The sequence below is a fragment of the Catellatospora vulcania genome (assembly GCF_009720385.1).
Lineage (GTDB): Bacteria > Actinomycetota > Actinomycetes > Mycobacteriales > Micromonosporaceae > Catellatospora > Catellatospora vulcania.
In genome coordinates this window covers 458,406-481,658 of record NZ_WARX01000006.1, presented here as the reverse complement: position 1 = coordinate 481,658, position 23,253 = coordinate 458,406, and the positions used below count along the sequence as shown (strand labels likewise).

Sequence of the window (23,253 nt, the reverse complement as noted above, 5' to 3'; positions counted from 1 at the left end):
TCCACTGTCGGAGTCGATGTGTAGGCTGCCCGCGGCAGGCCGTAGCGCAGAGGTCGTCGCGCCACTTCGCGCAGTTGGAGGACGCCGGTTCGAATCCGGTCGGCCTGCCGCCCACGGCTCCCGGAGGTGTGCGGATGATCACGCTGCTGCGGCCCGACCTGACGCAGTGGCGGCGCATCCGCGCCCGCATGCCCTCCCCCGCCGCCATCGCCGCGGCGGCGGACGCCCGCGCGGCCGGTGACTGGCGCGCGGCCGCGGCCCTCGCGGACACCGACGTCGACCTGGACCTCGACGCCGTCCGGGACCGGTTCGGCGTGGACGCCGCCGAGGCCGTCGCCGACGATCTGCGCCACCTGGCCCTGGACCTGCTGCACTGGCACCTGCCCCGGCACCAGGGCGGCATGACCTCGCTGCGGGCCCGCACCAGCGCGGTGCTCGCGCCGCGAGCCGCCGACCACGGCAGCCCGCTGATCCGGGTACGCCTGCCGCTGTCCCCGACCGGCCCGCAGCGGCTGCGCCTCGACGTCGTGACGCTGAGCCGGCTCGCCGACCACCGCTGGTACCTGGCACCGCGGCACACCTGGGACGTGCGCGAGACCGCGGCGCTGCGTGCCGCGTGGGGCTGCTCGGCAGACCGGCCGCCGCTGCTCGCGCCCGACGGCTCCCCGCTGGCCTGGTCCGCGCTGGGCGTCGGCGAGGACGCCGCGGCCGCGACCGAGCGCGTCTACCTGATGCTGGCCGCGGGCGAGTACGCCGCCGCCTGGCAGACCTGCGGCATCGAGGTTCCGTTCACCGAGACGAAGGCCCTGCAGCGCGACTGCGCCGCGCCGACCTGCCCGGTCGGGCTCGCCACCGAGATCCGGGCCGCGGCCGCGGCGTTCGCCCAGCGCTCGCGATTTCCGGCCGAACGGGTGGACACGCTGTTCGGGGCACATCTCAACGTCAGCGTCGGCGACGAGCTCGTGGCCGCGGAATCGGACCCGCACGAATACAACGAGGGCCCGCCGCAGGTCGCGAGCGGGCCGGTCCCGGCCGACCTCGCCCTGCTGCACGCCGGGCTGCTGACCCCGGACGACCTGCACCCGCTGCTGCGCGCCGCGCTGTTCCCGGCCCTGCCGCCGCCCGCCGCGCGGCCCGTCCGCGAGTCGCCGGTCGTGCCGGCCGACGGTGAGCCCGGCACGCCGGTCCGGGTGCGCTGCCGGGGCGAGTGGCACGTGGTGGGCGTACGGGACGGGGCGCTGCGGCTGCCCGACCACGACGCCGACGAGCTGCGCCGCGAGCAGGCCCTGCGGGCCATGGGCGGGGCGAGCGCGGGCTGCTTCGCGGTACGCGACACCTGGCTGACCGGCGACGGGCGGCTGCCCAGAGCCCTGGCCGCCCAACGCACCCGGGTACGCGAGCGCATGCTCGACGGCGACACGCGGTGGCTGCTCGACGGCCTGGCCCGGGGCGTGGTCGATCCGCTGATGCGCGACGGCGGCGGCTGGTCGCTGCGGCACATGGCGATGTGGGTCGACCACGCGCGGCTGCTCCCCCTGCTGGACGCCGCAGGTCTGCCCGTGGACGTGCCCGACCGTATCGGCCGCACCCCGCTGTACGTCGCCGTGATGAACGGCGGCGACGTGCCGCTGATCCGCGCCCTGCTCGACGCAGGCGCCGACCCGCTCGCCGAAACGGTCCACGGCGCCTGCCCCGGCAGCGTCGCCGCAGGCCACGCCCGCCGCGACGACCTCACCTTCCTCGTCCGCCTCTGGCACGACCGCCACGCCGCCGCCCGCCCCTGACCCCCAACCGGCTTGCAGTTTCGGGGAAACCGCACGAACCGCCGCCGCTTTTCATGCAGTTTCCCCGAAACTGCGTGCGGCCTGCGCGCGCGCGTCTGTCGGGGTGGCGACGACGCCGCGTCGGGTGCGGTGGATCACCCCTATCGTGCAGTGGCGCATCCCCATCCCGCTGTCGTCGAAGGACCACCCATGCCGCACCACCCCCGCCGCGCCGCCCTGCTGCTGATCCCGGTCCTCGCCCTCACCGGGCTGGCGAGCGCCTGCAAGTCCACCGAATCACCCTCGGCCGCGCCCAGCGCGGTCACCGTGCTGAGCCCGTCGCCGGAGGCCTCGCCGAGCGCCGCCGCCCCCGCCAAGCCCACGCCCACCTGCGCCGAGGTGAAAGAGGCGATGGTGCGCGGGCTGATCGACCCCTACTACGCGTTCGGCGACGACGGCGCGCCGCTCACCGAGGGCATGTTCTCCGGCGAGGACGGCCTCGTGCTGGCGGTGCAGCAGCCCTGCGCGACCGGCGACCTGGGCGGCGAGATCGGCGCCGTCACCGTCGGCACGATCATGAGCAGCGTCGTGGACACCACCGGCCGGTACTGGGGCGTCATGCTGTGCGCGAAGCCGGGCGACCGGGCGCAGTGCGTGGTGCACTTCGTGCTCGGCGACCGGGACCCGATCGAGTCCGTCGCCGTCGCCGGCAAGAAGCTCACCCTGGTCTACCTGACCCGCCCCGCCGACGCCGGCTCCGCGGTGGTCAGCGTCAAGCGCACCGCCGTGTACTTCGCCGACGGCAGCATCCTCAAGGAGGAGTCCCACACGGACGCGCCGTACACGCCGTGACCGTGCCCCGGCGGGTCCCGTGAGCCACCACGGACGGGACCCGCCGGGCGTGCGATGGTGAGCCGACGGCCCTGCCCGGCGCCGAGACGACGTTCCTGGCCGCGGTCACCGGTCCGCGGCGGCGACGATGCCGTTGATGGTGGGCGTGTCGAAGAAGACGTGCAGCGGCAGGTCCACGCCGAGCCTGCGGCGCAACCGGGCGGCGATCTTCGTGACGGTGAGCGAGTGGCCGCCGAGATCGAACAGGTCGTCGTCGGGCCCGATCTCGCCGTGCCCGAGCACCTCCCGCCAGATCTCGTACACCTGCAGCGCCAGCCCCGTGTAGGGCCGCGGCGACGCCTGCGGCACCAGCGGCGCGCCGGCCAGCCCGGCGAGCGCGGCCCGGTCCAGCTTGCCGTTGGCGTTGCGCGGCAACTGTTCGACCAGCAGGAACACCGACGGCACCAGGTATCCGGGCAGTCCCGCCGCGAGCTGCTCGCGCAGCCGGGCCGGATCGGGTGCGCCGACGACGTACGCGACCAGCGCGTCCCCGTCCGCGGACACGGTCACCGCCGCGTCCACTACCGACTCGGCCGCCCGCAGGAACGCCTCGACCTCCCCCGGCTCGATCCGGTGCCCGCGCACCTTCAGCTGGTCGTCGATCCGCCCGTGGAACTCCAGCGACCCGTCGGGCAGCCGGCGCACCCGGTCACCGGTGCGGTAGAGCCGCCCCCAGGCCGTGTCCACGAACCGGTCCGCGGTCAGCTCGGGGCGGCCCAGGTAACCCCGGGCGACCCCGGCCCCGCCCAGGCACAGCTCGCCCACGATGCCGTGCGGCACCGGCCGCAGTGCCGCGTCCAGGACGTACGCCGTCGTGTTGGCCAGCGGGCGGCCGATGGTCACCGGACCGCCCCCGGTGAGGTCGGCGGCGGTGGACCACACCGTCGTCTCGGTCGGGCCGTACAGGTTGACCAGGCGCGACGTCTGCGACCGCAGCTCGGCGGCGAGCGGGGCGGGCAGCGCCTCGGCCCCGCACACCGCGACCACGCCGCGCTCGGCGAAACCGGCGTCGAGCAGCCGCCGCCACGTCGACGGGGTCAGGTGCGCGTGGGTGGCCCCGGTCAGGCGCAGCAGTTTCAGCAGCAGCTCGCCGTCGCGCGCCTGCTCGGCGGTGGCCAGCACGACCGTGCCGCCGGTGACCAGCGGCAGCCACAACTCCGGCACCGACATGTCGAACGCCGCCGACGCCACGGCCAGCCACACGTCCCCCGGGCCGGTCGGCACGACGTCCGGCAGCGCGTGCAGCAGGTTCACCACGGCGCGATGCTCCACCGCCACACCCTTGGGCCGCCCGGTCGAACCGGACGTGTAGATCACGTAACAGAGCCCGGGTTCGTGCCGCGACGGCGTGGCCGGATCACCGACGGTCGGCGGCATGGCCGGGTCGCCGGGGATCGGCGGCGTGGTCTCGGCGAGCACGGTCGACCCGTCGGCGTCGGCCGTCAGCACCGCCGCCGGGCCCGCGTCGGCGAGCAGGCCGTCGCGTCGGGCCGGCGGGTGCTCAGGGTCCAGCGGCAGGTAGGCCGCGCCGGTGCGCAGGACGCCGAGCAGCGCGGGCAGCAGCCGCGAGGTGCGGGGCAGGCACACCGCGACCAGGTCGCCGGGGCCGATCCCGCGCCCGCGCAGCTGTGCCGCGACCGCGGCGGCCTCGGCGTCGAGCTGGGCGTATGTCATCGCGCTGTCGGCGGCGACCACCGCGACGGCGTCGGGTCGGGCCGCGATCGCCGCGCCGACGAGCTCGTGCAGCGCCTGCGGCCCGGGAACGGCCCGGCCGGTGTCGTTCCAGGTGGCGAGCAGCTCGTGTTCGGACGGATCGAGCAGGTCGAGGTCGTGCAGCGGCGCGTCGGGCTGGCGGGCGAAGCCGTCGAGCAGGGTACGCAGGTGCGCGCCGACCCTGGCGGCGTCGGCGGGGTCCAGCCGGGCCGGGTCGACGTGCAGCAGCACGGGCAGGTCCGCCGCGGCGGGGTCGTCGAGCAGCTGGACGTGCAGGGCGTTGCGGGCGGCGTGGTGGAATGCCGTCCACTCGACCCGCGCGTCGAGCCCGGCGAACACCGGCGCGGGCCGGGCCCGGCGGCGGTAGCTGATCGACACCGGGGTGAGCGCGGCGCGCGGGGCGAGGCCGGACACGGCCCGCGACAGCGGCACGGCACGCAGCGGATACGTCTCCCGCAGCGTGTGCCGTACGGCCGCGACGCGTTCGCGGACGGTGACCGGGTCCGCCGGGCCGGTCGCGGGTATGCCGATCGGCAGTTCGTTGACGTGCAGCCCGACCCGGTCGTGGCCGTCGGCGGGCCGGGTGCCGAGGTCGACGCCGACCGTGGGCGCCGGGTCGCCGTAGCGGTCCAGCAGCGTCAGCAGCCCGGCGAGCACCACCTCGAACGTCGTCGCGCCCAGCTCCGCGGCGGCCGCCCGGACCGCCACCGCGTCCAGGTCGAACGGCACGGCAACGCCCGGCCGCGCACCCGCGGCGCTGACCCCGCGCAGTCCCGGCAAGCTCGGCTCACCCGGCGCCCGAAACCCCGCCCAATGCTCCACCGCCCGCACCATCACCTCACCACTCCACCCCTCCTCCCCGACACCGCCCGCCACACCGTCCTGCCTCGCCGCAGGATTCGGCCAGTTTCGAGGAAGGTGCAGGAATTCGGTGCGGGACTGCTGCGGTTTCCCCGAAACCGCAGGCCCTGCTTCGGTGCGGCCCGCGCCGGGCGCGGGATCCCGGGGTGCGGGAGGCGGGGTGGAGTAGGCGGCCGCGAGGTCGGCGAGCAGGATCTCCTTCGACTCGCCGTCGAAGACGAGGTGGTGCGCGACGATCAGTAGCAGGTGCCGCCCAGGACCCGCGGGCACCAGGTCGAAGCGGATCAGCGGCCCGGCGGCCAGGTCGAACGGCGCGAGCGTGCGCTCCCGGACGAACGCCGCCAGGTCGTCCGGAGCCGCGCTCAGCCGCAGCGACGGCGTCCGGGCCGCCGGGGCGGTCTGCAGTTCGCCGTCCTGCTCGGTGAACGCGCACGACAGCACCGGGTGCCGGGCGACCGCCGCCGCGCACGCGTCCGCGAGCCGGGCCGGGTCGAGCGGGCCGTCGAGCCATACCGGCAGCGGCATGTGGTAGGCCGTGGCGGCCAGACCGAGGCGCTCGGTCAGCCACATGCCGTGCTGGGCCGGGGTGGCGGTGCTCATCGTGGAACCTCCTGCGGTGGTGCGGGGGCGAGCTCGCGCGCCGCGTGCTCGAACAGCTCGGTGACCCGCCCGGCGAGGATGTCCATCTCGGACCGCGCGAAGGCGTGGTGGTTCCAGAGCAGGTGCGCGACCAGGCGGCCGTCCGGGTGCTCGACGACGGCCAGCTCGGGGGCCTGGAGGTCGGGCAGGCCGCCGGGTGTCGGCCAGTCCGCGTCGAGCGCCCGGGGCAGCTCGAACGGCTCCGACTCCAGTCCCGGCAGGTGCGCCTGCCCGCCCCAGGTCTCCACCCGCAGCCAGGCCGCGCCGGTGTGCCGTTGGTAGAACTCGGCGAACGGATAGTGCTGGTGGTCCAGCGCGTCCACCACGGTGCGCCGGGTCCGGGCCAGCAGCTCGGCGGCGGACGGGCCGCCGGAGGTGTCCACGCGCAGCAGCAGCGACTGGCTCAGGCAGCCGATCAGCGCCTCGCTGCCGGGGCGGGTGCGGCCGGGCACCGGAGACATCAGCAGGATGTCGTGGGTGCCGGTGCGTTCGGACAGCGCCGCCGCCCAGCACGACGCGATCAGCATGAACGGCGTCGCGCCCTGGGCCGCGGCTGCCCGGCGCAGCCCGTCGCCGAGCGTGCCGGGCAGCGCGAACTCCAGCTGCGCGGTGCGCAGGCGCACCGCCTCCCGGCGGCCGCGGAACGGCTCCAGGTGGGCGGGCGCGCCGTCGAGCACCCGCCGCCAGTACGGCAGGGTGGTCTGCCAACGCTGCCGGGTGTACGCGACGAAGTCCCGCAGCGGCGTGGCCGGCGGCAGCCCGCTGCCGCGTGCAACCGTCACCTCGGCAGCCGCCGTCGGCGGGTGGCCACCGCCTTGTCGCGTCCCCGGCGCAGCGGCCGGCAGCGGGCTGCCGCTGCGCAACGCCGCATAGGCGACGCCGATCTCATGCAGCAGCGGCCCCATCGACGCGCCGTCGCAGACCAGGTGGTGCACGGCCAGGCCGAGCACATGGTCCTCAGGGCCGAGGCCGGCGACCATGGCCCGCACCAGCGGCCCGCGTTCCGTGTCGAAGCCGCCCTCCCGGTCGGCCCGGCACAGCTGCCCGGCGTGGTCGAGGTCCCGGGCCGCGACGGCGGTCACCACCGGCGGGCAGTGGTCGAGCACCCGGGCCCGGTGCCGCCCGGCCGGATCACGGTCGAACACCGTGCGCAGCGCCTCATGCCGGTCCGCCACCGCACTCAGCGCCCGCTCCAGCAGCCCCGGATCGAGCTGATCCCGCACCCGGATCCCGACACTGATCGGCCCGACGTCCCGCGGCTCCCCCGTGGCCCACATCCACGCCAGCATGCTCTCCTGAGTGGACGCCAGCGGCATCTCCCCGCTCGCGGCCCCGCTCCCCCCGGACTCGGCGGGCTCAGCGGCTTGGCGATGATCGCTGATTCGTGTCAGATCCTGCGGTCCAACCTCACTTTCCGACACGAAACAGCGATCATCGCCCATCGGCGTCGGCGTCGGCGTCGGCGTCGGCGTCACCAGCGGCGGCAGTGGAGGCGGCGGTTCGGCGGTGGGGGGTGCGGAGGAGAGGTGTTCGGCCTGGTCGGCCAGGAGGGGGGTGTCGAAGATGAGGGAGAGTGGGATGTCGCGGCCGAAGTGGGTGGTGATGAGGGCGGCCAGGCGGGTGGCGCGCGTCGAGTCGCCGCCGAGGGCGAAGAAGTCGTCGCCGACGCCGACCTCGGGCACCCGCAGCACCTCACGCCACAGCCCGGCCAGCGCCACCTCGGCCTCGGTGCGGGGTGCGACCCGGGCCGGGGCCTGCGTGAACAGCTCCCGCAGCGCGGCCTTGCGCACCTTGCCGCCGTCGTTGCGCGGCAGCTCGGCCACCGCGACGATCCGGGTCGGCAGCTCGTAGGGAGCGAGCCGGTCGGCGAGGAAGGCACGCAGCCCGGCCAGCGCCGACGGGTCGCGCAGCTCGACGGCGGCGGCGACGGTCGCGCCCATCACCGGGTGCGGCAGGCCGAGCACCGCCGCGCCGAGCACCGCCGGGTGCTCGTGCAGCGCCGCCTCCACCCGCAGCGTGGAGACCCGGTGCGCACCCGCGTTGACCAGGTCGGATTCGCGGTCGACGAGGAACAGGTAGCCGTCGGCGTCGCGGTAGCCGAGGTCGCCCATGCGCACCCAGCCGTCGCGGAACACGGCCGCGCTCGCGCCGGGGTCGCCGTGGTAGGCCCGCACCGCGTCGCCCGCCCGCAGCCACACCTCACCGGTCTGCCCCGGCCCGGCGATCGCGCCGTCGGCGTCGAGGATGCGCAGCTCCGCCCCGCCCTCGGCCCGCCCGACCGAGGCGGGCCGGTCCGGGTCGAAGACCATGCTGGTGTACGCGGGCGCAGCCTCGGTGGACGTGTAGTTGTTGACGATCACGGCTTCCGGCAGCGCGTCGGCCAGCGCTCGCGCCACGGCGGGCGGCAGGGCGGCGGCGGTGCACGACACCAGCTGCACCGCGTCGAGGTCGCACCGCTCGAACACGCCCGCCTCCAGCAGCGCGCTCGCCATCGCGGGGACGAGGAACAGGGTGCCGACGTGCAGTGTCTGCGCCGTGCGGGCGTACGCCCACGGGTCGAAGGCCGGGATGGTGACCAGCGTGGGCCGCGCGACCAGCGCGGTGACCAGCATCGTCTGCGCGGCGTTGGTGCCGAGCGGGAAGGCGTGCAGCGCGTGCCGCGAGTGCGCCAGCGGCGGCCGGGCCGGGTCGAGTCCGTGGGTGAGGCTGGCGTGGCTCGCGGCCACGCCCTTGGGGGTGCCGGTGGTGCCGGAGGTGTAGACGATCTGCGCGGTCTGTCCGGGCCGGACGGTGTCCGGCAGCGGCGTGGCATCTTCGGCATCCAGTTCGGACAGGGTCCAGCCGAGCGTGCCGACGACGACCCGTGCCCCCGCGTGGTCGAGCAGTTCCCGCAGCCGGGCGGCGGGCGAGGTCGCCGACAGCGGCACGGCGACCGCGCCGATCCCGGTGACCGCCGCGTACGCGACCGCGAAGTCGAGCCAGTCCGCCCCGTCGAACACGAGGCCCACCCGGTCGCCGGGCGCGACGCCCTTGCCGAGCAGCCCGTTTCCGGCGGCCGTGGCGCGGGCGTGCCACGCCGCCGCGGTGAGTTCGGTGGGCCCCGCGCCCTCCCCGCCTGCCACTTGCAGCGCGACGTGTTCGGGTCGCGCCGCCGCGAGGGCGGCCAGCAGTTCGGGGAGGGTGCGGGACGTCATCGGGTCACAGCAGCCAGAGCGGTACGGCCGCGGCGAGTGCCTGGGCGCCGGTGTCGTTGGGGTGGATGTGGTCGCCGCTGTCGTAGGCGGGCAGGACCTTGCTGGGTGCGGCGGGGTCGCGCAGGATCTGGTCGAAATCGAGCAGCCCGTCGAATTCGTTGTCGCCGCGCAGCCAGGTGTTGACCGCCTGGCGGACGGCCTCCTTCTCGGGTGTCCAGGTCGAGTAGCCCTCGAACGGGCCGAGGGTGGCCACGACGACGCGTACGCCGCGGTCCTTGGCCTGGACCGCCAGCTGGCGGAGCCCGTCGATGATCTGTGCGGCGGGGAAGCCGGACAGGTGGACGTCGTTGATGCCGAGTTCGACGATGACGGTGCGTACGCCGGGTTGGCTGAACACGTCGTCGTCGAGGCGGGCCAGGGCGCTGTCGCCCAGCGCCGGGGAGTTGATGGCCAGGCCGTCCTTGGTGACCTGGTTGCCGGCCAGGCTGACGTTGAGCACCCCGGGGTCGCCGAGTGCGGGCCAGGTGCCGGTGATGCGCGTGGCGAGCTGGTCGGGCCAGCGGGTGTTCGCGCCGAGCGTGGAGCCGGACCCGTCGCTGACCGAGTCGCCGAGCACGACCACGGTGCCCGCGCCGGTCTTGGTGAGCACCTCGATGCCGGCCAGGTAGTAGAAGTGGCTGTAGGCGGCGGTCTGCCCGGCTCCGGTCAAATCCTCCGCCTTGTCGCCGGCGTAGACGTACGAGGTCTGCCGGGCGGTCCAGTGCCACGACGTGGCCCCGGTCGCGGTCGGCAGGTAGAGCGTGACCGCGAGTTCCGCGGTCGGCGACACCGGCAGGTCGATCGGGTCGGTCAGCAGCTCCGCGCCCTTGTAGACGACCGCGGACTCGCTGCCGTTGAAGGTGATCTCGCGGATGCTGCCCGGCTGCAGCGTGGGCGAGCCGGGCGAGACCGGCAGGCCGACGCTGGCGTGGCCGATGCTCAGCGGGCCGGTGCCGTACGCGTTGGTGATCCTCAGTCGCACCTTCTCCCCGCCGAGGGAGATCCGCACGAGCTGGCGGATCGACTGGTCGGTGAAGCCGTTGAGCGAGCTGCCGGTGTTGGCCAGACTCGGTGCGGTGAGTGCGGTCCCCCAGGTCCCCACCCAGCGCGCGGGCAGGCTGCCCGAGGCCGGACCGGCCGCGGCGACCAGGGTGGTCGCGAGCAGGCCGAGACCGGCGAGCACGGCCGTGGCGCGCCTTCGTTTGATCATCACTAGTGGAACCTCCATCGATTCCCGAGGGGGATGTGGCGGGCTGTCCCGCCGACGCGACCACGATGCCAATAAATAGTTAAGTTTCTTACGTACAAAGCATCGATCACTGGTGGCGGTTCGGCTGATTTAAATGGCCCCATCTCTCGATGGCACGTAGGCGACGGGCCGCCCGGGGGGCGCCGGGCGGCCCGCCGTCTATCCCTGAGGGGCCAGGGTCCTGACGCCCGCGGCACCGCGCTGGGCGGGCTCCCGCAGGCACGACTCGACGATGTCCGCGGCCCGCGCCGCACCGCCCGCGGCCAGCACCTCGGCGCGCATCGCGGCGACCCCGGCCGCGATGCGGGGGTCGGTGTCGACCCGGGTCACCGCCTCGCGTAGCCGGGCCGGGGTGAGCCCGTCCAGGCTCAGCGCCGCGCCGATGCCGGTGTCGACGATGCGGGCGGCGTTGAGGTCCTGCTCCAGGGTGCGGGCCACGGCCACGTGCGGCACCCCGGCCTGCACGCCCTCCATGACCCCGCCCAGCCCGCCGTGCGAGACGAACACCCGCGCCTGGGCCAGCACCGCCAGCTGCGGCACCACCGGCATGACCTGGACGTTCGGCGGCGGCGTACCCAGCGAGGCCGGGTCGAGGCGGCGGCCCACGGCCAGCACCACATGCCACGGCGTGTCGGCGAACGCCTCGAACACCAGGCGGTAGAAGTCGGGCCAGTGGTTGTTGAGCGTGCCCAGCGACACCAGCGCCACCGGCGCGCCGTCGGCAGGCGGCGACCAGGGCACATCACCGGCACGCGGGGTCGTGCACGGCCCGACGAAGGAGAACTCCTCGCCGAAGGCCGCGCCCGCGTACTGGAACGCCCGCGGCAGGAAGGCCAGGTGGCGCACCACCCTGGGGGCGAGGAACTCGTCCGCGGGCAGCCCGGTCAGCCCGCGGCCGGCCAGGAAACGCTCCAGGCGCAGGGTGTACTCGGCGAGCGTCGGATGGCCGAAGTCGACCGGCACCGCCTCGTTCAGCGACCACGGCCCCGCCGACACGATCATCGGCCAGAGCTGGATCGCGGGGATGCCCTGGGTGTGCGCGAACACGTGCCCGGCGAAGGCCATCCGGTCGAACAGCACCAGGTCCGGCGGGTCGGCCAGCAGGGCCGGCTCCAGCTGCGGCAGGGTGTGCTCGGTCTCGGTGAGGAAGTTGAGCAGGCTGCGTCCGATGTGCTCGGCGCGGGCCGGGGTGCGCGCCTGCGGATCGGTGTCGCCGGGCCGCGTCGAGGTGTACGGGATCACCCGCGCCCCGGCCGCGGCGACGTAGGCGGCGCGGTCGGCGGGCGCGGCGTAGCTGACCCGGTGCCCGCGCCGGACCAGCTCGGACACCACACCCAGGGTCGGGAACAGGTGCCCGAGCGCCGGAATGTTGAAGAACACCAGGTGGCTACCCATGCCGCGCCTCCACCGCGAAGACCGGCGGCGTCGCGCCCTCGGCCAGGTCCCGCAGCACCGCGACGACCTCGTCGGCCAGCGCGGCGGCGGTGTCAGCGGTGAACAGCCCGGTGTCGTAGCGCAGCGTCAGCTCCAGGCCGTCGGGCTCGCGCCAGGCGTCCACCCCCAGGTCGTGCAGGATCTGCGGAACGGCCTGGGCGAACGGCCGCCAGTGCGGATCGGCCGGCCCGCCGGCGGTATGCGTGTGCAGCGCCGCCGTCACCTGGAAGACCGGGGTGCGGGAGCGGTCGGCGTCCGGGTCGACCGCGGCGACGACCTGCCCGAACGGCACCGCCTGCCGGGCCAGAGCGTCGATGGTCGCGGCGCGCACCCGGCCCAGCAGCTCGCCGAGATCCGGCTCGCCGGTCAGGTCGGCCCGCAACGCGATCGTGTTGGCGAACAGGCCGACCGTGCGCTCGGTCTCCTCGAGCAGGCGGCCGGACACCGGCATGCCCACGCACAGATCGGTCTGCCCCGAACGCCGCGCGAGCACCACCAGCAGTGCGGTGACCAGCACCATGTACGGCGTGACCCGCCGCTGCCGGGCGAAGCGGTCCAGTGCGTCCGCGACCGGTGCGGCGACCTGCACGTCGATCTGGCCGCCGCGGAGTGTCTTGGCCGGCGGGCGTGGCAGGTCGGTGGGCAGCTCCAGCGGAGGCACGCCGTGCAGCCGCTCGGTCCACCAGGCCAGATCCTCGGCTCCGGTGGTGTCGGCGCACTGCCAGGCAGCGAAGTCGGCATACCCGATGAAGGGCTCGGGCAGCGGTTCGCCCCGGTAGAGCGCCACGGCCTCGCGTTGCAGGATCATGGTCGACTCGCCGTCGACCAGGATGTGGTGCACCGCCAGGCACCAGACGTGGTCGTCCGGGCCGAGGCGGATCAGCCGGGAGCGCACCAGGGTGCCGCCGGCCAGGTCGAGCAGCGTCCTGGCGAGTTCCGCGACCAGCTCACGCGCCCGGGCGGGCGGGTCGGGCTCGCCGGACACGTCGAGCAGCTCCGTGGCCAGGCCGCCGGGTGGTGCGATCACCTGCCGCGGCCCGTCGGGGCCGACGGCGAACGTGGTCCGCAGGGCGTCGTGCCGGTCGGCGAGCGCGTCGACGGCCGCCGTGAACGCGGGCACGTCCAGCGGCGCGGTGATGCGGTCGGCGATCACCACGATCGGCGACGCGTCGCCCTCGTACGCGGTGCACAGGTGCCACCACCGCTGCTGCAGCAGGGACAGCGGCGCGGTGCCGGACGGCGTGGCGCGACGCGGGATGACCTGCACTCAGCCCACCTCCTCGCTGCCGCGCGGTGCTGGGTTATCCATCGACGCCTGCCTGTCTGCGGGGAACCGGGTGACACGGCGCGCGCCGGGGTGGGCGCACAGGACCGCCCAGCACCGGAGGTCATCCACGCATGGGCATATAACTGATAGCACAGTTGACCTTTACTGTAAATATTCCTTCCAGAACTGATCTCCGGTCTGACCAGCGTGTACGCATCCGTCCGATATGGCCAAGCGCAGCAGTGGATCGACGAGTACAGGCAGCCCGGCGAGCCGGTGGCCGGGCACGAACCGGCGCAGCGCACCCGGGGCGAGCGTGCGCAGCGCCGCCGCCCCGGGCACCGTCCGCAAAGCACGTTCCACCACCGCGACGTCGCCCAGCACCGCGTACGCCGCGACGCCGTAGCAGAAGGCGGCCAGCCACAGTTGCAGCAGCAGCGAGTCGGCCACCACCCGGCGCACCCGCCCGGTCGGGTCGCCCGCCCTGACCGCCGCGGCATACCGTTCGAGCAGGTCGGGCAGCGTCAGGCCGGACGGGGCGAGGAAGGCGTCGGCGAGCACCGCCCGCCACCCGTCGCCGTCGGGCACCTGGCACACCACCACCCCGTCGAACAGGAGCAGATGCGGCACCACGGGCGGGACCAGCACCCGCCCCCAGTCGCCGGGCGGGCCGCCGAACAGCGCCGCGTGGCGCGGGCCGTGCAGCACGTCGTTGCCGATCAGCGAGTCGCCCTGCTCGTGCTCGGCCAGGTTCGGGGAGCTGACCAGCGGCGTCATCCCGTGCGCCCGAGCGAAGCGCAGCAGCAGCACGTCGTCGGGCTCACCGGGCTCGGCCGGGAACTCGGCCAGCGCGTGCGCGACGGCGGTCGGCAGCACCACGGCGGTGGTCGGCACGTACGGGTCGAGCAGCGGCACCCAGCCCGCGCCCGCCAGCGCGGCCAGCCGCACCGCCGGCGAGGTGCGCGAACCCCACTCGGTGAACAGGCACAGGATCCGGTCCGGCTGTGCCGCCACGGCCGAGCGCACCAGCCGGGCGAACCCGGGCGCGAGCCGCATGTCGTCCTGCACCAGCAGCCGGTGCGTGCAGCCGGGGTCGGCGGTCCGCCAGGCCAGCCGCGCGGTGCGCAGCGCACTGCGCGGCCCGTCGGGCTCCGGGTCCAGGACCACCGCGAAGTCCAGGCCGGGCTGGCTCGCAGCCAGGGCTTCGGCCTCCAGGCGGCGGCGCGGGTGCGCGGTGACCGCGGCCGAAATCGACGCGTGCATTTAAGTATCTTAACTGTTAAGTTTGTTGATGTTACCGGCTGTCGAGAGGACGTCACTATGAGGCCCCGACTGCGCCGGTGGCTCGACCTCATCGGCCTGCTCCGCCATGCGGGCGGCCTGCCGGTCACCGTCGCGCTGGGAGTCAGCGCCGCGTTCGGGCTGGCCCCGATCGTGTTCATCGTCGGCATGGCCGGGCTGCTGGCCCGGGTGCCCGCGGTGGCCCGCGGCGAGGCCGCGTTCGGCGCCGCCGTCGCGCTCACCCTCGCCGCGCTCGTCGCCCAGCAACTGCTCGGCCCCATGCAGCTCGCGCTGGCCGAGCTGGTCTCGCGCCGCGTCGACGGGCACGTCGTGCAGCGGGCACTGCGGGCGGCGTACACCGACGCGCCGGTGGCCGCCCTGGAACGGCCCGGCACGCTGGACCTGCTCGCCGACGTGCGCACGGCGATCGACCGGGCCAGCCCGTCGCCCGGCAACGCCGCCGCGGCGCTGCCCGCGCTGCTGGCCCGCTACACCGGGCTCGCCGGGGCCGTGGCACTCATCGCGGTGGTGCTGTCCCCGCTCGCCGGGCTCGTCGTCGCGGCGACCGCGCTGGTCATCCGGTTCGGGCAGCGCGGCTCGCTGGGCCGCTTCGCGGCGGAATGGGACGCGCTGTCCCCGCAGCGCCGCCGCGTGGCGTACACCCGCACGCTGACCACCGGCACCGCGGCGGCCAAGGAGATCCGGGTGCTCGGGCTGCTCGGCTTCCTCACCGCGCGCCTGGACACCGAGCACCGCGGCTACCTCGATCCGATCTGGAGCATGCGGCGACGTCTGCTGCTGCGCCCGTTCCTCGGCTTCGCGCTGGCCGGGCTCGTCGGCGCGACGCTGGCCCTGGCCGCGGTCGCGCAGGCCACCGCGCGCGGCGAGCTGGACCTGCTCGGGTACGCCGTCGCCGTGCAGGCGGTGCTGGTGCCGATCCGCTTCGGCGTCTATTTCCCCGAAGCCGACGTGCAGACCCAGTTCGGCGGCCGCGCACTGGCCGCGCTGACCGGCTTCGAGCACGCGGCGCGCGGGGAAGCCCTGCCCGGCGCCGCGCCGGCGCCCGCCCCGCAGCGTGAGATCCGGTTCAGCCAGGTCGGCTTCGCCTACCCCGGCGGGCGGCGCGTGTTCACCGCTCTCGACCTGGTCATCCCCGCCGGGCGCTGCACCGCCGTCGTCGGGCTCAACGGGGCCGGCAAGACCACCCTGGTGAAGCTGCTGACCCGCTGCTACGACCCCGACCGCGGCGCGGTCACCGTCGACGGACTCGACCTGCGCGACCTGGACCCCGCCTCCTGGCAGCGCCGGCTCGCCGTCATCTTCCAGGACTTCAACCGCTACGAGCTGACCGCGGGCGAGAACATCGGCCTCGGCGCGGGCACCCCGGCCGCCTGGCACGCCGCGGCGACCCGAGCCGGGGCGCAGGACCTGCTCGACGGCCTGCCCGCGGGCCTGGACACCCCGCTGCACGCCCGCTACACCGGCGGGCGCGACCTGTCCGGCGGCCAGTGGCAGCGCATCGCGCTGGCCCGCGCCCTGCACGCGGTCGACCGCGGCGCGCGCCTGCTGGTGCTCGACGAACCCACCGCCGCCCTCGACGTACGCGCCGAAGTCGAGTTCTTCGACCGCTTCCTCACCCAGACCGAGGGCCTGACCAGCGTCATCATCTCGCACCGCTTCTCCACGGTGCGCCGCGCCGACCAGATCCTGGTGCTGTCCGACGGGCACGTCGTCGAACGCGGCGACCACGACACGCTGCTCGCGGCGGGCGGCCACTACGCCGAGATGTTCACGTTGCAGGCCAGCCGGTTCCGCGACGACGTGGCGGCCGTCGCATGAGGACGCTGCGTACCGCGTTCGGATTCGTGTTCGGCCTGGCCTGGGCCGCCGACCGGCGCAGGCTGACCGTCGCGCTCGTCCTGCTGGCCGGCGGCTACCTGGCCACCCCGTTCATCGGGTTCCTGCTGCGCGACTTCACCGACGCCGCGCTGGCCGGTCTCACCGGGCCCGCCACCGCGCTGGCCGTCGGCGTCGCGACGCTGCTGGTCGTGGAGCTGATGCTCGGGCACTTCGCGCACCTGTCCTACTTCGAGGTCGGCGAGCAGGCCGGCACGGTGCTCGACCGGCGGCTGCTGGCCCTGGCCAACGGGCAGCCGGGCCTCGCCCACCTGGACGATCCCGGCTTCGCCGACACGCTCGCGCTCGCCGCCCAGGACGCCGCGCAGACCCGGCAGTCCCTGGAAGGGCTGCTGCACCTGGGCGGGCTCCTGCTGCGGGCCGCGGTGACCACGGTCATCCTGGCCGGCGTCGACCCGTGGCTGGCCCTGCTCCCGCTGGCCGCGGTGCCACCGGTGCTGGTCGCCCGCCGAGCCGCGAAGCTGGCCGAACACGCCCGCGAGCGCACCGCCGAGGCCGGTCGGCTGTCCAGCCACCTGCTGGCGCTGGCCGCCGACGCGAACGCGGTCAAGGAGATCCGGCTGGGTGGGGCGGCCGGCTTCCTGCTGGACCGGCAGGCGCAGACCTGGGCGCGGACGACCGAGACGCTGTGGGCGGCACAGTGGCGGGCCGCGCTGCTGCGCGGGTGCGGGCAGCTGCTGTTCGCGTTCGCGTACGGCGGGGCGATCCTGCTGGTGCTCGGCCGGGCCGTGGACGGCACCGCGACCGTCGGCGAGGTCATCCTGGTGGTGACCCTCGCCGTGCAGATCAGCGTGCAGGTGGCCGGGGCGATCGGGCTGCACGCGACCGTCGCCGCCGCCGCCCGCACCGCGGGCCGTTTCGCCGAGCTGGCCGCCGCCGCGCCCGCGCCGGAATCCGCGAGCACACCCGCCCCGCGGCGGCTGCGGCACGGCATCCGCCTGCACGGCGTCACCTTCGCCTACCCCGGCGCGGCCGGGCCGACGCTGCGCGACGTGGACCTGACCCTGCCCGCCGGGGCCACCGTGGCGCTGGTCGGTGAGAACGGCGCGGGCAAGAGCACCCTGGTCAAGCTGCTCTGCGGCCTCTACACCCCGACCAGCGGCGCGCTCACCGTGGACGGCGCGGACCTGTCCGGCATCGAGGCCGGGTCGTGGCACCGCCGGATCGCGATGCTGTTCCAGGACTTCGCCCGGCTGCACTGGAGCGTCCGCGACAACGTCGGCGTCGGCGAGCTGGCCCACCACGACGACGACGCGGCGCTGCAGGCGGCGATCCACCGGGCCCGCGCCGGGCACGCCGTCGACCAGGCCGGCGGCCTGGACGGGATGCTCGGCCGGGGGTACGCCGACGGCACCGAGCTGTCCGGCGGCCAGTGGCAGTCCCTCGGCCTGGCCCGGTCGCTGATGCGGCCCCGGCCGCTGCTGCTGGCCCTCGACGAGCCCGCCGCCGCGCTCGACGCCCACGCCGAGAACGCGCTGTTCACCCGGTTCGCCACCGCGGCCCGCCGGGCGGCCCGGGGCTCCGGCGCGATCACCCTGTTCGTCTCGCACCGCTTCTCGACCGTACGCGCCGCGGACCTGATCGTGGTGCTGCGTGACGGCACGGTCGCCGAGCTGGGCAGCCATGACGAGCTGATGGCCCGCGGCGGTCTCTACCACGATCTGTTCACGTTGCAGGCGAGGGCATACGCCTGACCGTGGCCACAACCCATGTGTTGTATACCCACCACACACGGGTTGTGGCGGCAGCCGGAACACCCGCGCCGGCCGGGCGGCCGTCAGATTTGCGACGGGGCCTAGGCAACGGTGCTCGATCAACTTACCGTGTCGGCCATGACCGCCTCTCCGCTGCGCCACGCCGCCCCCGGCAACGACGGCGTGCGTACCGACAACCGTCCCCACCGCACCGCCCGCACCGCCGTCGCCGTCGCCGGTGTGCTCGCCCTCGCCCTGCTGGGCACCGCCGCCTGCGGCAAGAAGGGCGACCCGCAGGCCAGTGCCAGCGCCAACACCGTGATCACGGAGAGCCCCGCGGCCACCGGCAGCGCCCTGCCATCCGGCTCCGCGACGGCGACCGCGCAGCCGTCGGCGACCGGTGGCAGCGGCAACCAGGCCCCGACCTTCCCGAAGGCGGCCAAGGAATACGGCCTGGCCACGCTCGCCGCGTGGGCGACCGGCAGCAAGTCCAAGCTCGACCTGTACGCCGTGCAGGCCGCGGTGGCGCAGTTCATGGGCCACGGCAAGCCCAACAGCCAGTGGACGACGCTGAACTGCGAGCCGTCCGGGGCCGACCGCACCGCCTGCAACTACCGAAACGCCCACGGCGACGACGCCCGGCTGACCATGGACACCACCCAGCTCGGCCACCCGACGGCGACCGTCGACGCGTTCCTCAACCGCACCGACTATGCCGACAACGCGGCCGGTTACGTCGGCTACTTCATGGCCGCCTGGGGCGACGGCAACAAGCAGCGGATGACACGGTTCTCCAGCTCGTCGATCGCGAACATGTTCACCGGCAAGACCCCGCCGACCGGCAGCCAGACCCACGCCACCCAGAACGGCAACACCTGGACGGTGGAGGTGACCGGCCTTCCGCTCGGCTCCGGGAGCTGGACGTTCACCGTCAACGGCAGCAGGCTCGGCGGCGGCAACGCCATCACCGCCGCCAAGGTCGGCTGAGGTCGGGCTCGTCGCCACACGGCACAGGGGGACGTCCGGCCGGGGGCGTCCCCCTAGACTGGCCATGATCGGATGACGGGCGACGCGAGGGGCGACGAGTGTCCGAAGCTGACCGGGAGCAGGCACTGTCCGACGCACCGCCGATCCTGAGCGACGTGCCCGGATCCTTCACCTGGCGGGTGCTGCACGACCGGCATCCGGCGATCATCGAGCAGGTGGCCTCGGCGTTCCCCTACCCGCCGCACATCCGCGCCGCCCTGGCGCGGCTGGCCGAGGACGCCGTGTCCGGCGTCGTGGAGCCGCTGCCCGCCGACGCGCACGACGCCGCCGACTGGGCCCGCTGGAGCGCGCCGTTCCTGGGCATGAGCTGGTACGACGTGCCGTTCCTGTGGGCCGAGAACTACTTCTACCGGCGGCTGCTGGAAGCCGTGGAGTACTTCCGGCCGGGCCCGTGGCGCGGGCTGGACCCGTTCACCCCGCAGAAGTCGGCGGAGCTGGCCGACCCCGCGCTCGACGCCGACCTGGCCGCGCTGGCCGACCTGGCCGGCAGACCTGCCGAGCAGCAGCTCACCGCAGCCGTGGACGCGGCCCTGTGGGGCAACCGGGCGGACCTGGCGACCCGGGTGTCCGACCCGGAGGCCGAGCACCGCAAGCAGGCGTCCGACCTGGTCGCCGACGACAGCGCGGCGCTGCGGCAGATCCTGGCCCCCGGGACCGGCGGCACCGTATGCCTGGTCGCCGACAACGCCGGGCGCGAACTCATCCCCGACCTGGTGCTGGTCGACGTGCTGCTGCGCAACGGGCTGGCCGACCGGGTCGAGCTGCACCTCAAGCCCCAGCCGTACTTCGTCTCCGACGCCATGCTGCACGACCTGCTGTCCTGCCTGCGGCGGCTGGCAGATGCCGAACCGGCGCTGCGCGGGCGACTGTGGACCGCCCAACGCGACGGATCGCTGGAAGTGGTGACCCACCCGTTCTACTGCGAGCCGCTGAGCTATCACGACCTGCCCGGCGACCTCGCCGCGCGGTTCCGGTCGGCGAAGCTGACGATGGTGAAGGGCGACCTGAACTACCGCCGCCTGGTCGGGGACCGGCACTGGCCGGCGCAGACGCCGTTCGAGGCGGTGACCGCGTACTTTCCCGGGGCGGTCGCGGCGCTGCGTACGCTCAAATCCGAGGTCCTGGTCGGCGCGCCCGACGTCGCGGCGCTCGACGCCGCAGGGCTGGGCTGGCGATTGGACGGCACGCACGGGCTGATCCAGGTCCGGGCATGAAAGGTGGCGAGGCACCGTCAGCCGACGACCGGCGGAGCCTCGCCACACTCACCTGATCCTTGCCTCACCGGCAGATCCCCGGCAGGGCTGCGATCTCCGTCCTAGCAGCCGTACCTTCCCGTCTGGCTGCTCGTGCCCCAGTTGGACGACGTCGAGGTCCATTGCGCGCTGATCGACCACGGGCCGATGCCGAATCCGTTGAGGGCCGTGCTGTCCCAGCTGTGCCCGTACCTGGAGAACGCCTGAACACATCCCAGCCCTCCGCGGAAACGGAAGGCGAACGTCAGCGAACCCCGGTACGTGTCCCCGCCACCCAGCAGGGTCGAGGTCGCCCAGTCCTGGAATGCCCAACCCGCGCCGTACTGGCCGTTGGTCTCGAGGTAACCCGTCGATGCGCATTTGTTGTAGATGTTGCAGCCGATGAACGAAACACCGTCATTGAGCACCGAGATGTCGAGGGCGACCGCGATCCCGTCCACACCGCCGACCGCCACCTTGCAGGTGCTGGGCGCCTCCGGGTGGGAATTCCATTTGTAGGTCGCGGTGGCGTACATCTGGTAGCCCTGGCTGGAGCCATTGAAAACGATCGTCGGGGCCGGCACGGACATCGCACCGGCGCCGGTCTGCGGATTGGTGATGGAGCAACCCATCGGGCTCACGCCGCTCCCCTGCGCAGTCGGCGGTGCCGCCGGCGCCTGGGCGACCGGCGTCTTGCCGGTGGCGACGGTGAGCGTGCGAAGTCCCATCTGAGACATCATCGCCGGGGTGAGCTTTCCCTGCGCGGACAGCAAGGTGATCTGGTCCCGATACGCTGTCTCCTGCTCTTTGGTCCGCTTGGTCGGGTCGATGGGCACGGCCTGTCCGGTCAACAGGTTCACCGATGCGATGCCGGCCGACGGAGTCGTCCCCTCGGCGGCCGCATTCACCGGAGTGCTGAATGCGCTGACGCTTGCCCCGGCAAGGACCAGCGCTATCGCCAGTCTCCTCGCCCGGTGCCAGTTACGCCTTGACGTAGCCACTGATTTTCCCCTCGTGAGCGCTGCATTTGGCGCTGGGAAACATATCGAGGCTCTTCGCAGGGACCAAGTTTTATATTTGAATTTGCACAAATGTGCAATTGCTCGGGAATGGGGACGGCAATGCGTGCTCGAGTGCGGCAGACGCGGTCGGAATCCGGTGGTTGCCCGGGCCGGAACGGCGCGACAGCACCGCCGGTCAGCGGCGGCCGAACAGGTTGCGCAGGTTCGCGACGCCGATCGCGACGGCGGCGGCCACCGCGACCACGCCGAAGGCGATGCGCAGGTTGGTGAGCAGCAGCCAGGTCAGCCAGCCGACGCCGACGAGGATCGCCAGGCTCGCCAGGAACAGCAGCAGGCGGCGGCGCAGCACCGCCTCGACTCCCATCACCGCCAGCACCGCCAGCGTGCACGCCAGCAGCAGCGACCCCTGCTCCAGCAGCAGCGCGAAGCCGAGCAGGAGCAGCAGCACCGACAGCGACGCCCCGGCCCAGAACCGCATCAGCGCGCCCGCGGGCGCGGCGACGTCCGGGACGACCCGGTTGCGCAGGTGCGCGTGCGGCGGCGGCAGCGGCGGCACGCCGCCCACCGCCTGGAGCTGGTCTCGCTCGTTGACGGCCGCCCGGCGGCGGGCCCGCAGCAGCGCCACGGCCTGCTCCTGCGCGATCAGCGCGGCGGCCGCGCCGTCACCGCCGCGGCGGCTCGCGGTGACCGTCGGCGGCAGCACCTCCAGCCCGGCCGACATGCGCCGCAGCTCCTCCTGCCCCTCGGCGATCCTGCCGTCCAGCTCGGCGATGGTCTCCGCCAGCTCGCGGGTCCGGTCGGCCCCGGCCCGTAGCGCCCGCGCCGCGGTCGGCGGCACCTTGTCCAGGCCGGCCCAGCCGACCGGGTCGCCCCACGAGGCCCGGATCGCGCCGCTGCGCTCGTAGCGGGGACCGGCCGGCGCCCGCTCGCCGCCGAACGGATCGGCCGTGTCCAGCCCCCACAGCCCCCGGTAGTCACGCACCCAGGGCGTCGCCGAGTCGATCAGGATCGGGGTCCACGGCCGGGACGTGCCGGGCCCGATCCGCGCCCCGTCACCGCGCCGGTAGTCGACGTACGGGATGCCCAGCCCTTCGGCGGCCGTGCCGCGCGTCCACGGGAACAGCACGGCGCGGACCCGGGTGACGGTGTTGAGCACGCCCTCCAGCGCCGGCGGCTGCACCCGCACCAGGTAGTCACCGGGCAGGTAAGCCCCCGAGTGCGAGCCCGCGCCCGCGTTCGCCACCAGGTGCGTGCCGTCGACCCAGGTCAGATCGGGGTCGTCGGGGCGGCGGCGCAGCTCGTCGCCGACCTCGTCGTGCGAGGACAGCGCCACCCAGGCCAGCTCGAACCCGTCCGGTCCGTCGGGCGCGGGCACCAGGTAGAGGGTCAGCTGTTCCCAGTCGGACTCGTGGTCGTTGACGCCGCTGAAACTCGACCGCCAGTCGTTCATCGCGTAGAGGAACCAGTACTGGATGACCACGTAGCCGCCGTCCGAGCTGACGTGGGCGTGGTAGGTGTCGGTCTGCGGACCGGCGGCCGCGTACTGGCGCTGCACCGCGGCGGTGAGCCCGCCCGGCACCCGCCCTCGCAGGGTCAGCGAAAGGCGCAGCAGCGAGTCGATGAACCGGCCGAGCAGCCCGACCGCGGCCAGCCGGGACACCCCGGTGAACTTCGGCCGGTCCGGCCTGCGCCGCCACTCCCGCAGTTCACGGCGCTGCAGGCCACGCGGGGCGTAGCGCAGGAACAGCGCGGCCTCGGGACGCGCGCGGGCGGTCTCGGCCAGCCGCTCGGGGTCCAGCTCGCCGTGGTCGACCAGCAGCGTCGGCGCGCCGCGCGAGGTGTGGTGCGAGGCCCACAGCGCCGCCCCGGCCAGGTAGGTGTCGACGGGCATCGGGAAGAACATCTCGCCCGCGGTGAAGCACAGCACCGGCTCGTAGCGCTGCACCAGCGCGCGCAGGTCGACTCCTGCGAGCAGTCCCGCACGGTCGTCTACGCCGGTCACCACCGTAG

Annotated in this window: 14 protein-coding genes and 1 tRNA gene; 7 read left to right on the top strand and 8 right to left on the bottom strand. The window is 74.3% G+C overall.

Annotation, left to right across the window (positions count from 1 at the left end; genetic code table 11):
• The first annotated feature begins 35 nt into the window (after positions 1 to 35).
• From F6W97_RS27970 to F6W97_RS27960, 3 genes are all read left to right on the top strand, one after another.
• Positions 36 to 108: transfer RNA gene (locus F6W97_RS27970), tRNA-OTHER, on the top strand.
• Positions 109 to 134: 26 nt separating this feature from the next.
• A complete protein-coding gene (locus F6W97_RS27965) occupies positions 135 to 1,784 on the top strand; it encodes an ankyrin repeat domain-containing protein (protein ID WP_155373483.1) in 1,650 nt (549 codons plus the stop codon).
• Positions 1,785 to 1,973: 189 nt separating this feature from the next.
• Positions 1,974 to 2,615, top strand: a complete 642-nt coding sequence (locus F6W97_RS27960) for a hypothetical protein (RefSeq protein WP_155373482.1) — start codon at positions 1,974 to 1,976, stop codon at positions 2,613 to 2,615.
• Between the two features lie 105 nt (positions 2,616 to 2,720).
• Here F6W97_RS27960 and F6W97_RS27955 read toward each other — a convergent pair whose 3' ends face one another.
• The 6 genes from F6W97_RS27955 to F6W97_RS27920 all read right to left on the bottom strand — a co-directional run bounded on the left by F6W97_RS27955 (position 2,721) and on the right by F6W97_RS27920 (position 14,313).
• A complete protein-coding gene (locus tag F6W97_RS27955; protein ID WP_155373481.1) occupies positions 2,721 to 5,828 on the bottom strand; it encodes a non-ribosomal peptide synthetase in 3,108 nt (1,035 codons plus the stop codon).
• Complete coding sequence (locus tag F6W97_RS41290; protein ID WP_196279359.1) at positions 5,825 to 9,061, bottom strand: AMP-binding protein; 3,237 nt, start codon at positions 9,059 to 9,061, stop codon at positions 5,825 to 5,827. The genes F6W97_RS27955 and F6W97_RS41290 overlap by 4 nt, the downstream gene beginning before the upstream one ends.
• A 4-nt stretch (positions 9,062 to 9,065) precedes the next feature.
• Complete coding sequence (locus F6W97_RS27935) at positions 9,066 to 10,310, bottom strand: SGNH/GDSL hydrolase family protein (protein WP_155373480.1); 1,245 nt, start codon at positions 10,308 to 10,310, stop codon at positions 9,066 to 9,068.
• Positions 10,311 to 10,508: 198 nt separating this feature from the next.
• A complete protein-coding gene (locus tag F6W97_RS27930) occupies positions 10,509 to 11,744 on the bottom strand; it encodes a macrolide family glycosyltransferase (protein WP_155373479.1) in 1,236 nt (411 codons plus the stop codon).
• Positions 11,737 to 13,050 carry a condensation domain-containing protein gene (locus tag F6W97_RS27925; protein WP_155373478.1) on the bottom strand — a complete coding sequence of 438 codons (1,314 nt, stop codon included), beginning with the start codon at positions 13,048 to 13,050 and terminating at the stop codon, positions 11,737 to 11,739. The genes F6W97_RS27930 and F6W97_RS27925 overlap by 8 nt, the downstream gene beginning before the upstream one ends.
• A gap of 162 nt (positions 13,051 to 13,212) precedes the next feature.
• Positions 13,213 to 14,313, bottom strand: a complete 1,101-nt coding sequence (locus tag F6W97_RS27920) for a hypothetical protein (RefSeq protein WP_155373477.1) — start codon at positions 14,311 to 14,313, stop codon at positions 13,213 to 13,215.
• 57 nt (positions 14,314 to 14,370) lie between these two features.
• On the opposite strand from F6W97_RS27920, the gene F6W97_RS27915 reads away from it, so the two are divergent.
• From F6W97_RS27915 to F6W97_RS27900, 4 genes are all read left to right on the top strand, one after another.
• A complete protein-coding gene (locus tag F6W97_RS27915; RefSeq protein WP_155373476.1) occupies positions 14,371 to 16,170 on the top strand; it encodes an ATP-binding cassette domain-containing protein in 1,800 nt (599 codons plus the stop codon).
• Positions 16,167 to 17,942 carry an ABC transporter ATP-binding protein gene (locus F6W97_RS27910; protein ID WP_155373475.1) on the top strand — a complete coding sequence of 592 codons (1,776 nt, stop codon included), beginning with the start codon at positions 16,167 to 16,169 and terminating at the stop codon, positions 17,940 to 17,942. Before F6W97_RS27915 ends, F6W97_RS27910 begins: the two co-directional genes overlap by 4 nt.
• 138 nt (positions 17,943 to 18,080) lie before the next feature.
• Positions 18,081 to 18,929 carry a hypothetical protein gene (locus F6W97_RS27905; RefSeq protein WP_155373474.1) on the top strand — a complete coding sequence of 283 codons (849 nt, stop codon included), beginning with the start codon at positions 18,081 to 18,083 and terminating at the stop codon, positions 18,927 to 18,929.
• Positions 18,930 to 19,027: 98 nt separating this feature from the next.
• Positions 19,028 to 20,203 carry a damage-control phosphatase ARMT1 family protein gene (locus F6W97_RS27900; RefSeq protein WP_230687034.1) on the top strand — a complete coding sequence of 392 codons (1,176 nt, stop codon included), beginning with the start codon at positions 19,028 to 19,030 and terminating at the stop codon, positions 20,201 to 20,203.
• 101 nt (positions 20,204 to 20,304) lie between these two features.
• On the opposite strand, the gene F6W97_RS27895 is transcribed toward F6W97_RS27900, so the two are convergent.
• Positions 20,305 to 21,081, bottom strand: coding sequence for a hypothetical protein (locus tag F6W97_RS27895; RefSeq protein ID WP_155373473.1), 777 nt, complete (start codon positions 21,079 to 21,081; stop codon positions 20,305 to 20,307).
• A gap of 337 nt (positions 21,082 to 21,418) precedes the next feature.
• Positions 21,419 to 23,245 carry a hypothetical protein gene (locus F6W97_RS27890; RefSeq protein ID WP_155373472.1) on the bottom strand — a complete coding sequence of 609 codons (1,827 nt, stop codon included), beginning with the start codon at positions 23,243 to 23,245 and terminating at the stop codon, positions 21,419 to 21,421.
• Positions 23,246 to 23,253: the final 8 nt, after the last annotated feature.

Excerpts from the sequence above, each read along its gene's own strand:
- F6W97_RS27965 (WP_155373483.1), top strand. The coding sequence starts at position 135 with ATGATCACGCTGCTGCGGCCCGACCTGACGCAGTGGCGGCGCATCCGC.
- F6W97_RS27960 (WP_155373482.1), top strand. The coding sequence starts at position 1,974 with ATGCCGCACCACCCCCGCCGCGCCGCCCTGCTGCTGATCCCGGTCCTC.
- F6W97_RS27955 (WP_155373481.1), bottom strand. The coding sequence starts at position 5,828 with ATGAGCACCGCCACCCCGGCCCAGCACGGCATGTGGCTGACCGAGCGC.
- F6W97_RS41290 (WP_196279359.1), bottom strand. The coding sequence starts at position 9,061 with ATGACGTCCCGCACCCTCCCCGAACTGCTGGCCGCCCTCGCGGCGGCG.
- F6W97_RS27935 (WP_155373480.1), bottom strand. The coding sequence starts at position 10,310 with ATGATCAAACGAAGGCGCGCCACGGCCGTGCTCGCCGGTCTCGGCCTG.
- F6W97_RS27930 (WP_155373479.1), bottom strand. The coding sequence starts at position 11,744 with ATGGGTAGCCACCTGGTGTTCTTCAACATTCCGGCGCTCGGGCACCTG.
- F6W97_RS27920 (WP_155373477.1), bottom strand. The coding sequence starts at position 14,313 with ATGCACGCGTCGATTTCGGCCGCGGTCACCGCGCACCCGCGCCGCCGC.
- F6W97_RS27915 (WP_155373476.1), top strand. The coding sequence starts at position 14,371 with ATGAGGCCCCGACTGCGCCGGTGGCTCGACCTCATCGGCCTGCTCCGC.
- F6W97_RS27910 (WP_155373475.1), top strand. The coding sequence starts at position 16,167 with ATGAGGACGCTGCGTACCGCGTTCGGATTCGTGTTCGGCCTGGCCTGG.
- F6W97_RS27905 (WP_155373474.1), top strand. The coding sequence starts at position 18,081 with ATGACCGCCTCTCCGCTGCGCCACGCCGCCCCCGGCAACGACGGCGTG.